The organism is Stenomitos rutilans (assembly GCF_059505485.1).
The window spans coordinates 107377-119977 of sequence record NZ_JCACKR010000033.1; the positions used below are offsets into that span (position 1 = coordinate 107377).

At 48.7% G+C, this 12601-nt stretch carries 10 protein-coding genes; 6 read left to right on the forward strand and 4 right to left on the reverse strand.

What is annotated here, in order from left to right:
• Positions 1-263 precede the first annotated feature (263 nt).
• The gene (locus AC5JLP_RS05525; RefSeq protein ID WP_496066915.1) at positions 264-572 is read left to right on the forward strand and encodes a hypothetical protein; all 309 of its coding nucleotides are present in this window, start codon (positions 264-266) and stop codon (positions 570-572) included.
• 242 nt (positions 573-814) lie between these two features.
• Positions 815-1018, forward strand: a complete 204-nt coding sequence (locus AC5JLP_RS05530; RefSeq protein WP_496066916.1) for a hypothetical protein — start codon at positions 815-817, stop codon at positions 1016-1018.
• Between the two features lie 148 nt (positions 1019-1166).
• On the opposite strand, the gene AC5JLP_RS05535 is transcribed toward AC5JLP_RS05530, so the two are convergent.
• Together AC5JLP_RS05535 and AC5JLP_RS05540 are read right to left on the reverse strand one after the other, a co-directional pair.
• Complete coding sequence (locus tag AC5JLP_RS05535) at positions 1167-4766, reverse strand: sensor histidine kinase (RefSeq protein ID WP_496066917.1); 3600 nt, start codon at positions 4764-4766, stop codon at positions 1167-1169.
• A gap of 348 nt (positions 4767-5114) precedes the next feature.
• Positions 5115-5597 carry a hypothetical protein gene (locus AC5JLP_RS05540; protein WP_496066918.1) on the reverse strand — a complete coding sequence of 161 codons (483 nt, stop codon included), beginning with the start codon at positions 5595-5597 and terminating at the stop codon, positions 5115-5117.
• Between the two features lie 407 nt (positions 5598-6004).
• Between AC5JLP_RS05540 and AC5JLP_RS05545 the strand changes: the two genes are divergently transcribed.
• Positions 6005-6478 carry a globin family protein gene (locus tag AC5JLP_RS05545; RefSeq protein WP_496066919.1) on the forward strand — a complete coding sequence of 158 codons (474 nt, stop codon included), beginning with the start codon at positions 6005-6007 and terminating at the stop codon, positions 6476-6478.
• A gap of 69 nt (positions 6479-6547) precedes the next feature.
• Here AC5JLP_RS05545 and AC5JLP_RS05550 read toward each other — a convergent pair whose 3' ends face one another.
• Together AC5JLP_RS05550 and AC5JLP_RS05555 are read right to left on the reverse strand one after the other, a co-directional pair.
• Complete coding sequence (locus AC5JLP_RS05550; RefSeq protein ID WP_496066920.1) at positions 6548-7387, reverse strand: alpha/beta fold hydrolase; 840 nt, start codon at positions 7385-7387, stop codon at positions 6548-6550.
• 15 nt (positions 7388-7402) lie between these two features.
• A complete protein-coding gene (locus tag AC5JLP_RS05555; RefSeq protein WP_496066921.1) occupies positions 7403-8125 on the reverse strand; it encodes a lysophospholipid acyltransferase family protein in 723 nt (240 codons plus the stop codon).
• Between the two features lie 694 nt (positions 8126-8819).
• On the opposite strand from AC5JLP_RS05555, the gene metG reads away from it, so the two are divergent.
• From metG to lptC, 3 genes are all read left to right on the forward strand, one after another.
• Positions 8820-10427, forward strand: coding sequence for a methionine--tRNA ligase (metG, locus tag AC5JLP_RS05560; RefSeq protein ID WP_496066922.1), 1608 nt, complete (start codon positions 8820-8822; stop codon positions 10425-10427).
• Positions 10428-10501: 74 nt separating this feature from the next.
• Positions 10502-11107 (forward strand): LabA-like NYN domain-containing protein, encoded by a 606-nt coding sequence (locus tag AC5JLP_RS05565; protein ID WP_496066923.1) that lies wholly within the window; start codon positions 10502-10504, stop codon positions 11105-11107.
• A gap of 195 nt (positions 11108-11302) precedes the next feature.
• On the forward strand, positions 11303-12490 hold the full coding sequence (gene lptC / locus AC5JLP_RS05570; RefSeq protein ID WP_496066924.1) for an LPS export ABC transporter periplasmic protein LptC: 1188 nt from the start codon (positions 11303-11305) through the stop codon (positions 12488-12490).
• The last annotated feature ends 111 nt before the right edge of the window (positions 12491-12601 follow it).

Below are 12601 nucleotides of genomic sequence, written 5' to 3' on the forward strand. Positions count from 1 at the left end.
ATGAAGCGCAAGCGGTAAGAGCGTGAAGATTTGTACAACCGATCCATCACCTCTTACATACCTCAGCTTGACGCTCTTTAACAATGATTTTTTCACCAGAAAGCGTGTTGTACAAGAATAAAGATTGCTTAACTCCTTAGGAGGAACCGTAATTCCTCGTAGACAGCCATTAGCAGGAGTGCAATAAAATCCCAGGAACTACCGTAGGAAGGAATTCTATCAATAGAGTTAAATCAGGACATCTTCGCTTGAGGATTACAGCTATGTCCCTAGAATTAACCGTTGAAGACTCGCTCATGCTCGAAAAACATCGCCTTGAGCGGCTTCGCTCTTTTTTTGCCGACTCTTTGGCGAAATGCTTTCTGCACCTTGATCAAAATAGCACACTGAAGATTCACTGTTCAGAACCCTGGATTGTCGATCAGCTTTTGAGTGAAGTTGATCAATTGCGTTGGTATACCTGGGTTGTAGTAGGCGCAACGCGTCTGTCGATTTGTTTTGCCCAAGAAGAAGTGTATCGAGCCTCGACCCGTAAACTGAGTAAAAAATCTCACCGTCTGCACACAGCTTAAAGGGTGTAGTTCACTGAGCAACCAGTTTCACTGGTTTCGCGTTTACCAATCACCTTATCCATGCACCCTACGTCAGAGTTGGATTAAATCAGCGTGTGTTTCACCTGATTGGATGACGCCGTTGGGTGGAGCAAAACAAGCAGCTATTAAGAGACACTAGTTTCATGAAGATTAAATGAAGTAAGGGGCGTTCGTCCTCAGCTTCGTTGCCCCATGCTTCATAAAATATGAGAGGTGCCCTAATGCTGTTGCCCAATCACTCAACCCCCTTAACGATCGCCCAGGTGATTGAGCGGATTTTTAGTTCTGGCAGAATTACCCGCGTCGATGAAGCTTACTTCCTGCATGCCATGATTGCCGATACGCCGCTAAGTCATGAAGAGCAGAGCCAGGTAAGACACGTCTTCGATCGTCTGAAAATGGGACTGTTGCAAGTAGTTGATTAGGTCTAGCTCGCATACACATATACTCGCTCCAGCAACCTAAACTGTGCTATTGGAGTTTACGGCGGTTATTGCTTGGCTAAGGCCTAGTCCTTTGAGGACGGGTGTTGAGTTTAGGGTATCGGGTGTGGTGAATGAAAATAGCTATAAGTTAAGCAGAAAGTGCTGTCATGAGCGATCGCGCTGGCAGGGGTAGCTGAATCGAGAAATGTGTCCAACCATTGGAACTCTCGACGAGAATGGCTCCTTCAAGCTGGCTGATCAGACGCTGTACTAAAGCCAACCCTAACCCGGTTCCACCCTGCTTCCAGGGGTCAGCGTTGGGAACTCGATAGAACTTTTCAAACAAGTGTGGCAATTCAGCTAGGGGAATTTCTGCCTGGTTGCCAACAGTAATAATAATTTGTGCCATTGCCTCACTTAGCTCGACTCCTAAAGGTTGTTTATAGTCAACCGTCAAGGTGATGGCATGACCAGGTGATGTATATTTGCAGGCATTATTGAGCAACTCTGCTACCACCCGCTGCAAGGTTGCTTTATCTGTAGTCATTGAGGGTAGATGAGCAGGAAAGTGTATGGTCAGTGCTTGCTGACGATCGTTTGCCCGTGAGTAAAACGGCTCAATAACAGTTGCCAGACAAGTGTGCAAATTCACGGTCTCCAGCGAGACGGGGTAGGCCGAAGCCTCTAAGCGCTGCAAGTCGAGCAAGTCATTAATCAGCTCAATCTCACGCGAACATTCCGATTGCAAAATATTTAGGTAGCGCGCTTGCCGTTCTGGTGTCGAGACGGTTTTCAGCATGTGGATCGCCATCTTCATATTAGACATCGGTGTCCGCAATTCATGAGAAACCGTGCTGAGGAAGTCGTCTTTGAGCTGGTTGAGTTCTTCTAACGCAGCAACCTGTGCCTGAGCAGCCTGGTAGAGTCGCGCCTGACGGATGGCGATCGCGCACTGGTTAGCCACTTGTTGCACTAAGCGAATCTCCTGACTTGTAAAGGCATCGCCCGAAGAACGGAAGAGCCATAAATCACCCATTACGCCCTGATCATCCACCATCGGACAGGCCAGAATGGTGTATTGCTTTTTCAATAAGCGCGGATTGTTGCTATGAATACGGCAGAATTGAAAGCACTGTTCCCGTAAAAGCCAGTCGTAGACTTCAGCTAATTCTTCCATCTCTACAGTAACCCCATTAGCAGTGGGCAAGTCCGAGAGAATGTATTCGTAGCAGATAGTAGAGGTACGACGATCAGGATCATAGAGGGAAGCATCGCAGCCCATAATTTCCAACCCTGATGCCAGTTCTTGCACAGCGGTTTGTAGAATACGGTCTTCATCTAAACTGTCGCGTACAGAGTCAGTAATACGCTTCAGCGTGGCTTCAAACCGCAATGCTTGCTGAAGTTGCGCGGTGCGATCGTGGACTTGGGCTTCTAAAGCTGTATTGAGTTTTTGAACTTGACGATACAACTCTGACTGCTGGATTGCGATCGCCACCTGGGTTGCCAATTGCTCCAACAACCCAATTTCAAACGGCTCCCAATGGCGTTCCGCTAAACACTGATGGGCAATGAGCACGCCCCAAATGGCATTGCCTTGAAAGATGGGTACTGCCAAAACTGCTTTGACCTGCCAATGCTCCAGAAACAGCCGAAAAGCATCGTGCGAGTCGATGGTTTGAATATTGGCAACAATCAGATTTTTGCTTTGCCGATGTTCGGTATGGCGCTGCTCAACCCAGTCGCCCTCTATTTTTAGACCCAGCATTGATAGCCAACTCAAGTCGACAGACTCAGCGGTAATGAACCCACTCTTTGCTTGCTGCGAGGCAAACAGAACCACTCGATCAGCCTTTAAAAACTGCCGCACTTCTGAAACAGTTGTATTTAATGTTTCTTCCAGATCGAGCGAGTTGCGAATACGTTGGGCGATCGCCCCCATTAACCGTTCTCGTTCTGCTTGCTGGCTCAACGCTTCTTCAAACCGTTTGCGATCGGTAGTATCCATCGAGATGCCAAGCATGCGGACTGGATTACCTGCTTCATCGTGGAACGTATGGCTGCGCTCTGAAATCCACCCTACAGTGCCATCGCGCCGAATAATCCGAAATTCTTTGCTGTAATTACTTGCTTGCTTGCTCTGCTGAATGGTGTGCTGGACGACGGCAGCACGATCGTCTGGATGAATGCAATCAAAGAACGCTTCCTTCGTGCCAGTAAAGGTACCTGGTTCAAACCCATACAACTGTTCACAGCTATCAGACCATTTCACCGTTCCCCGGTTTGGCTCATAATCCCAGATGCCCATTTGAGTGGTCTCTAGCGTGAGTTTAAGCCGCTCCTGACTCTCTAAAAGGTCGGCTTCTGCTTGCTTACGCTCTGTAATATCCTTCGTAAAACAATGATGACCAATGAGACGATCGTGCCAATCATAGGCGGCAACTATGACCATCTCTTTGTAAAACGTTGAACCGTCCTTACGTAAGCCCATCGCTTCGGCTTCGGCTTTCCCCTCAACCATCATCTGCTGGTAAGCGGCAGTGACAACATCCAGATCATGGGGATGCACTGTCTGCTGCCAAGACATGCCGATCATTTCTTCTTGTTGATAGCCGAGAGAAGCCGCATAAGCTCGATTTAAGGCAATATAATGACCGTTGATGTCCAGGCGAGCAATGCCCTCAACCGCGTTACCGAGAGCCGTACTCATCTCCAGCAATTCGGCCTGTGCCTGCTTGCGCTCCGTCACATCTAAAAAGAAGAGGGACATCCCATCCGCAGAGGGAAACAATCGGACATCAAACCAAGCGTTCAAAGAGGGGTGAAACTCTTCAAAGGTAACGGGCACCTGCTGTTCTAGCGCTCTATGATATTCCTGGTCAAAAACCGAGCCGACGATATCAGGAAAGACCTCCCACAGGCTTTGTCCCAGGAGTTCCTCGCGCGATCGCTGGCATAGCTGCGCGGCCTGTTGATTAACGTAGATTAGACACCACTGTCGATCCAGCGACATAAAGGCATCCGTAATGCTTTCCAGGATGTTGACTGTCTGTCGATTAGCAATAAGTAGTGCCTCTTCTGCCCGTTTGCGCTCGGTAATATCATGACAGTTGATCACAACCCCGTTAATGGCTGGTACATCTAGCAAGCTCGTCGCAACCGCTTCAAAAAAGCACCAGGAACCGTTACGGTTACGCACCCGATATTCGATTGCAGGCTGGCTCGTTTTAGGGTGTTCAATCGCTTTTTCCAGCACAGCCACAATGATCGAAATATCGTCTGGATGTACAAATTCAGCCGTGCTGTGCCCCACAACATCTTGAATGGTGTACCCTAGCACCTTTGCAGCCGAGGGACTGCAATAGCGAAAGATACCCTTACGATCGAGCACCACAATGATATCAGTGGCATTTTCAATGAGCGATCGAAAGCGTTGCTCACTCTCCTGAAGCGCTTTTTCAGCGCGTCTACGCTCAACAATTTCTTGCCGCAACCGACCATTTGTGTTGAGCAAATCCGCTGTCCGCTCTAGAATGAGTTCCTCAAGCGACTTGAGATAGTGATTGCGATTAACATTTGCAGGGACACCAGCGCTACGAACCGGCTGACTTAGCAGCGATTGGCAGAGCGTTTTTAACTCCATCTGCTGGTGCTCGGCTTCTGCTGCCAGCAAGATTCGCTGCATCTGCTCAAAAGCGACATCACTGTGGCAGCATTCGCGCAAGCTTTCAAGATGTTCAGGTTTCATAGCATTGGCCGGGGGCAGAGTGATGACTGTGAGCACTGGAATTTCAAAAAAGTTTAAGTAAAAAGTATTACACCAGCGATGCTCAGGCTTATGTAGCCAAACGGCTCAGTCGTGCTAATTCAACCGAGCTAGTAACCGCTTACATACCCGATTAAAGTCCTCTAACCACATTTAAGGGGTTGGGCATAACTCAGTTGTCTAGTCCCTGACGATTTCAGTAATGAAAGTATGCCCAAGCCAATCTCAGTACTAACACGAATTACTTTTGAATCTACTCGGAGTGTTGTCCAGTTACTACTGTAAAACTACGGGATACGTCATAATCCACCCACGATCAACCATGAAGCTTCAAACAGCGGACTGTAGCCATTGGCGGAGTATTTGGCTCCACGTACTCAGGTTGCCAGTATCAGGCAGTGCAAATGGTTCTTTTGTGAAGATGTAGTAAATGTTGCCTTCTTCACTGACGTCAAAGGTGGCAGAAAATTCTTTGGCCCAAGCATCTAAGTGCTGACGAGCGATCGCGGGTTCCAGGCGGGCAGCCGCAGCAAAATTCAACACAGACACCCTCCCCTGATTTGCTTGAAGCACTTGAAAAAAGCGTTCTCTCATAGCCTGCCTGTGAAGTTTTGCACTGGCATGCAGAAACCAGCCACCTAAAGACGCAGGCGCTAAGCCAAACAAAATCAGCGCGGTCGCCAACAACGTGAAAGCAACGCCAGTCGCATGGCTAGTCAGGATCGCTGTCACGATCGCTAGTGAAACCGTACCGCCCCCGTACAAGAACAGCGCACCCACCACTTTTCCAATCTTGCTCCAAACTTGACTCATGGCACTAGCCCGCGATAGTACTCTACGTTCTCTCTTTACTAAGCTATCGCGCTGATACCAGAACGTGGTAGGTGTGGGTATCCCCACTCAGCTCTAGAGCGTGCTTAGGGAAACATTCAAGCTGACACAGGAAGCAGGTAAGCTTCCCTAGAGGTATACAGCAGGCATTAACACGTCTGTTGCGGTAAATTAGCGCGCTTTTGTAAAGAAATAATTCGGTATATTGCAAATCCCTGCGACCTGTCTCGACTGGCTTTGGCAATGGGCACGTTAGCAAAGCAATGATCCAAAGGACGATCGCTTCCATCAGAGTTGCCCAACTGACGGAGCGCTTACTCTGACGATCGCACTGCTAGAGCCAGTCCAGACCGTCCTACTCGTCGGTATATACCCAAACACGTCTCACTATGCATACTCTTAATCACACCCTAGAAAAAAGCTTTCTAGAGGCTGATGGACGCTACCTCAACGCTCAGGAGCTTTCTCCTCTAGAACAGTACGCACACAGCTATGCCGTGCGACTACAGGCTTATCAGAAATTACGCGACGGTGGCGACGCGCTCGTCATTCAAGCACTTCGCAAGCTAGCACAAACCTATCCAGAGTTAATTCAACAACATGGTCAGCGGTGCAAGTATGACATGACTGAGGTGCTGCGGTATATTGCCTTGTCGATTTTGCGGGATGACGAAATCTTCTTTAAAGAACAAATGATGTCCTGGCTAGACACGATTTTGCTCGCACATAAAAAGACTGCGCACTGCATGACCGCTTATCGGTTCTTACAAGACGCGATCGCAGTCGCTCTACCTGCTGAAGAGGTAATCCTCACTCGCCCTTATTTTGAAATTGTGACCCAGTCGCTACAGTCTCATGCATGACTGTGTCTTGTTTCTTAAGGGGGAATGCTAATCCCAGGGGATGGAGTTTTCATACCTATAGCTTTCACCTCAGCGCGATCGCAATAAGGGCTGGCTTTGTTGCATCAGAAATCTCTGGGCTTGCATAATTTTGTACAGGTTTACGTCTGCTTCCAATAGGCATGCATGGCCGCTTGATGGCAGCACAACCGTTTGCGCGTGAGGAAAGAACTGCGCTAAATGGTGTACTTCTGCTAGCGAAGGCAGTAGGCGATCAGCCGCACTTGCTAGCAACAAAACAGGCTGCCGCAGTTGCACCAGTTGTTCATCTGTCACATCAAAGTCGTTAAGCAGGGACAGCCGCCAGATTGATGTTTTTTGCGGCACTGACAAAACAGCCTCATAGAATTCCTGTCGATCGTGGTCGGTCATACGTCCCAGATGTGCCAGAAACGGCATGAGGCCGATCGACGATAGCCGATATAAAGCTTCTGGCAACCAGCGCGTCGTTTGTGATCCCCACGCGATTAGCGGTTTACGACGAAACGAAGAAGCTGGATTGACCAGAATCAGGCGATCGAACAACTGCGGTGCAGCGAGGGCGATCTTCATCGCCAGACAGCCTCCAAACGATTCGCCACAGAGATACACGGGGCGATCGGGCGCTTGCTGCAACTCTGCATTAATCAACGACAAAACCGTTTCAGTCAAAATCTGCCAGTTAGTCAAATCATCGGGCGGAATTGCCAGACAGCGCACATCAAACGCTGGCTCTAGCCCTACAGTTTGAGTTTTGAGTAAGCGACCCGTGCCATCCATTCCTGGCAAAAACACAAATAACGGTAATTCTGGTTGCAACCGCTCCGGCGTGAGGAAACAGGGGTGGCTTTGAACGTTAGTCATGGCAGAACGGCGTGAAGGATAGGACATCGAAATAGAGCGCACCTAATAGCTTCCCTGCTTTAGTAACGTGCAAATTTCGGTATGGCATTGTTGGGTTAGCTCAGTCACCAGAGCTTTAGCCTGCTTACCCTGATAGTGCTCACGATGCATCGGACGAATCCAGTAGGGGCGACCAATTAGGACATTGACCCGCTGATAGATCACCATCGGATGCCAGCCGTCTTGTAAGAACAGCGGCTCTGAAGGGTCAAACAGACTCAACAAGCGCAATGGAAACGCAGCATTTACAGCCTCTGTATGAGAGGCGATCGCCACCGGAAGCACCACCAAATCTGGGACTGGCGCACGCAACGCCAAATGGGCAAATCCCCGTTGAAACGCTCCAACCTGTGCTGGCAGCGTGTGCTTAACCATCGGCTCAGCCCCTTCGGGAAACAGCCCCACCACTTGCTGGGCCTGCAAAAGCTGAGCAGCCTGGTCAAAAAAGGTTTGCTGCCGCTGTTCTGGCAACGAGAGGGGAAAGCATCCCATTTTCTCTACGATGTCGCGCATGAGGGGCACTTGTCCCATGTAGTGGTGACAGGCAAAACGGATCGAGCGATCGAGCGCAGTCATCAATAGCGGTGCATCTAAAAAGCTACGGTGGTTGCTAACGATCAGCACTGGGCCAGTTTGGGGGATGCGGTCCTGATAGTGGGTATAAAGACGAGTCCCTAAAACGGTTAGTAGAAGGCGTGAGAGCTGGAGTGGTTGGTCTGAAGGCATGAGGCAAGGCAATGTCAAAGAGCAATCTTGAGAGCAGAGTGTTAATATTACTTTACATGGTTTGATCGAGGGTCTGGGGACTCTCCCTAGCTAAAAGAACTGCTGTTAGTTGCAAAACGCTGTCTGTAACTGCGGTTGGTAGTTGCTTCATGAGTGTGAGTGCTTTGCAATGAATGCTTGAAGGTTTATAGATTGAAGCTGACACTGAGAAGCTGATTTGCCAAAAAGTGAACCCATGCTGATGTACCAACGATGTCGCCAAGAAGAAATGCCCCTCTGCGTCCCTAGTTCAGCGTTTACGCGTCGTATACCACACCTGTTTAGAAAAGCGATGGTTGCTACAGCCAAGACAGTCACTACGATCGCTTGAACGATATTGTTATTAACGATTGGTGATAGCAAGGACGAATTCATAGAAAAGTGTCGTAAAGAAAAAGGGTCAGTAAATCTGATGATTAACTTAAGCTTTTCTTAGCGGTTGAAAGACCGTTTGTAGCTAGAATTGTCAAAAGGTGTATTTTTTTAGAGCGGTTGAAAGGCAATTACTTCAGTATTCTTCACCTCCGTATCTTTTTCTTAATTGGTAAAGCCATTGTTTTCTAGAAGCCCTTTACCGCTCATATTCAATGTTTACATCGTCAAGACCATAGCAAGACCACGCTATTCCCTGTGATAGCATTTTCGTTCAAAATACATGAATTCTAGCTCTGTAAATAGCAATATATTTGCCATCACCACACCGCTTTACTATGTGAATGGTTTACCCCATGTAGGTAGCGCGTATCCCACGATCGCAGCAGATGCAATTGCGCGTTTTCAGCGGATGGCTGGCAAAGCAGTGCTGATGATTACCGGCACTGATGAGCATGGTCAAAACATTCAGCGCACGGCTGAGAGTCGCGGGCTGAAGCCTCAAGAGCATTGTGATCAAATTGCGGCGAAGTTCAAAGCCCTTTGGGATCAGTATGACATTCACTACGATCGCTTTATTCGCACAACAGATCCTCGCCACGAAGCGATTGTCAACGAGTTTTTTCAGCGCGTCTGGGATCAAGGCGACATCTATCTTGGACAACAGCAAGGATGGTATTGCCTCTCCTGTGAAGAGTTTAAGGAAGAACGTGATTTGCTGGATAATCACCGCTGTTCGATTCACACCAACCGTGAAGCCGAGTGGCGTAACGAAGAGAATTACTTTTTTCGATTGTCTAAGTACCAAAGCAAGCTAGAAGCACTTTACGCTGAGCAACCGAACTTTATTCAGCCCGAAGCCCGTCGCAATGAAGTCCTGAGCTTTGTGACTCAGGGGTTGCAAGACTTTTCTATTTCCCGCGTTAATCTGGACTGGGGCATCCGTGTTCCTTTTGACACCAAGCATACAATTTACGTTTGGTTTGATGCGCTCCTGGGGTACGTGACAGCCCTTCTCGATCCTGAAAGTGAGCCAACATTAGAAAACGCGTTGAGCCGCTGGTGGCCGATCAATACACATCTGATTGGCAAAGACATTTTGCGCTTTCACGCCGTTTATTGGCCTGCAATGTTGTGGTCTGCTGGCTTGCCCCTTCCTGTAAAGGTCTTTGGTCATGGGCATTTAACTAAAGACGGCCAGAAAATGGGCAAAACGCTGGGGAATGTGCTCGACCCCGTTGCGTTGGTTGAGCGGTACGGTTCTGATGCTGTTCGCTATTATTTTCTTAAAGAAATTGAGTTTGGGCGTGACGGCGATTTTAACGAAACGCGATTTGTCAACATATTGAACGCAGATCTGGCAAACGACTTAGGGAATTTACTCAACCGGACGCTGAAGATGGCGCACAAATACTGTGGTGCTTCTGTCCCTAACATTTTGAGGGATATCATGCAGGCAGAGAGTACGCTGTCAATAATCGGGCATGATTTGGGCGATCGAGTCGCTCAAGCCTACAATTCACTTGCTTTCAACCAAGCTTGTGAGGAGATTTTGAGCCTTGTGAAAGCAGGCAATAAGTATATCGATGACCAAACCCCTTGGTCATTGTATAAGCAAGGACACGAGCAGGCAGTTGAACAAATTTTGTACACTGTATTGGAATCTGTCAGACTTGCGGCCTATCTCTTAGCGCCGATCACCCCCCAGCTCAGTACCACTGTCTATCAGCAGTTAGGCTTCTCCGTTGATTTTAATGAACATGCTTTAATTAATATTACAGCCCCGTTTACATCCCATGCGGCCTGGGGAACACTGCCTCCCATGCAGCCGTTGGGGAATCCTCAACCTGTTTTTCAACGTTTAGAACTTTTAGAAGCTGTTTCATCCTGAACGAACCTTGGGCGTTCAGCCTGTGATCGTTAAATTAAACTGTCCTACTCTTAAAACCGAGGCTTAACACACTCATGCTAAGTAATAACTTCGATAATGAATCTGTTTTTACACAGGAGCAAGTTCTTGAAAATCGGGGCCGCGTTGCCATTTTTATTGATGGGTCCAATTTGTTTTATGCGGCGCTTCAGTTAGGCATTGAAATCGACTACACCAAACTTCTCTGTCGTCTCACAGCGGGGTCGCGGCTACTGCGATCCTTTTTCTACACAGGAGTTGATCGCACAAATGAGAAGCAACAGGGATTTTTGCTCTGGATGCGACGGAACGGTTATCGGGTGATCTCCAAAGATCTGGTGCAGCTTCCTGATGGGTCTAAAAAAGCCAATCTAGATGTAGAAATCGCCGTTGACATGATGTCGCTGGTTGGCTCTTACGATACGGCTGTTTTAGTCAGTGGCGACGGCGATCTTGCTTACGCGGTCAATGCAGTAAGCTATCGCGGCGTCCGCGTTGAGGTGGTAAGCCTGCGATCGATGACTAGCGACAGTCTGATCAACGTGGCCGATCGCTACATTGACCTGGATAACATTAAAGAAGATATCCAAAAAACACCACGTAGTTACACCTACCGCCCTTTATCTACTGTAGGACTAATGGACGATCCGGAAGACGATTAAGCGAACAAACGTCTTCTAGAGCAGATGCTTGGTTCGCAAGAGCACTTTGCAAGCGTCAGATGGTCTCGGTGTAACGTGGCAATCCTGGAACGCAACGGGTGGGACTAGCGTCTTCACCTTCAGACGTTAAGCATTGGGCTGTAGACTAAAGGACAGTCTTCTGCTCTGTTCCTTACGCGGTCAGTAACTGTCATCATGTCCATTTTGTTTCTCTCACAGCGCAATCGCTTGCAGAAAACGCGTCGCAGCTTATCTACAGCTGGTTTAGTGCTGTCGATCGTGGTCTTTGGGTTGCTCAGTACGCTCACAGCTTGCGGCAACCGCAACCTTACTGCCGAAAAAATCGCGCAAGATAGCAAGCAAGCTGAAGATTTTGATAATAGCCTGACCTTTAATGCGGTTACTCTGGAGGAATTTGATAGCAAAGGGCGGCTGTGGTGGAAGGTGAAAGCCGCGCAAGCTAGCTATAGCAAAGATAAAAAGATTGCTCGCCTGCAACAACCAACAGGAGAGTTCTTTCAGGATGGTCAGTCGGTGTTGCAGGTGAAAGGGCAACAGGGCGAAGTCCAGCAAAATGGTCAGACAATTTTCTTGCGTGGCAAAATTGTGGCAACCGATACGCGCGATGGACTGGTGATGAAAGGTGATGAGTTGGAGTGGCAGCCCCGCAACGATCTCGTGATTGTACGTAACAATCTCACTGGGACTCATCGCCAGTTAAAGGTAGCTGCCAAAGAAGGCCGTTTGTTTACCCGCAACCAGCGCTTGGAATTACAGGGGGGGGTGAGGGCACAAGCCGCCAACCCAACTCTAGCCTTTCAGTCTGAACGGTTGATTTGGCAGATTAAGCAACAGACGTTAGCCAGCGATCGCCCGTTGCAGATCGATCGCTTTAACAAAACAGACCTAACCGATCGAGCTACCGCTAATCAAGGCATTGCAAACCTCAAAGCTAAAACCATTACGCTGAAGCAAAACGCACAACTCACCCTGGCAAATCCACCTGCTCAGCTTGCCAGCAACGATCTGGTTTGGGATCTGCAGGGGCAAACGGTTGGCTCTGAACAGCTTTTGACGATCAGCAACCGCCAGCAGCAAGTGACGCTTAGCGGTAACCAGGGGCGAGTTGATCTTAAGTCTAAAATGCTTTACCTGGAGGGCGACGTGCGGGGCGTTGGCGAAAAGAACCAGGCTCAACTCAATGCCGATCGCCTGAACTGGAATATCGGCACCCAAAAGTTTGATGCAGATGGCAATGTCAGATATCAACAGGGGCAACCACCAATGAATCTGGCAGGGCCCAGAGCAACGGGAACCCTCGGCGATCAAACAAAAAATATCCTTGTGAGCGGTGGAAGAGTAGTCACAGAGTTCGTGCCCTAGAGCAGGGATTGCTACTTACCAACTCGCCACGACGGTCGGTCACGATCGCTGCTACTTTAACGTGAGTTCGACGAACAGAAATTGATACAAGAAAAGCTGAGACTGGTTTTG

Coding starts and splice junctions, on each gene's coding strand:
- lptC (WP_496066924.1), top strand. CDS start 11,303: ATGTCCATTTTGTTTCTCTCACAGCGCAATCGCTTGCAGAAAACGCGT.
- AC5JLP_RS05535 (WP_496066917.1), bottom strand. CDS start 4,766: ATGAAACCTGAACATCTTGAAAGCTTGCGCGAATGCTGCCACAGTGAT.
- metG (WP_496066922.1), top strand. CDS start 8,820: ATGAATTCTAGCTCTGTAAATAGCAATATATTTGCCATCACCACACCG.
- AC5JLP_RS05555 (WP_496066921.1), bottom strand. CDS start 8,125: ATGCCTTCAGACCAACCACTCCAGCTCTCACGCCTTCTACTAACCGTT.
- AC5JLP_RS05530 (WP_496066916.1), top strand. CDS start 815: ATGCTGTTGCCCAATCACTCAACCCCCTTAACGATCGCCCAGGTGATT.
- AC5JLP_RS05525 (WP_496066915.1), top strand. CDS start 264: ATGTCCCTAGAATTAACCGTTGAAGACTCGCTCATGCTCGAAAAACAT.
- AC5JLP_RS05565 (WP_496066923.1), top strand. CDS start 10,502: ATGCTAAGTAATAACTTCGATAATGAATCTGTTTTTACACAGGAGCAA.
- AC5JLP_RS05550 (WP_496066920.1), bottom strand. CDS start 7,387: ATGTCCTATCCTTCACGCCGTTCTGCCATGACTAACGTTCAAAGCCAC.
- AC5JLP_RS05545 (WP_496066919.1), top strand. CDS start 6,005: ATGCATACTCTTAATCACACCCTAGAAAAAAGCTTTCTAGAGGCTGAT.
- AC5JLP_RS05540 (WP_496066918.1), bottom strand. CDS start 5,597: ATGAGTCAAGTTTGGAGCAAGATTGGAAAAGTGGTGGGTGCGCTGTTC.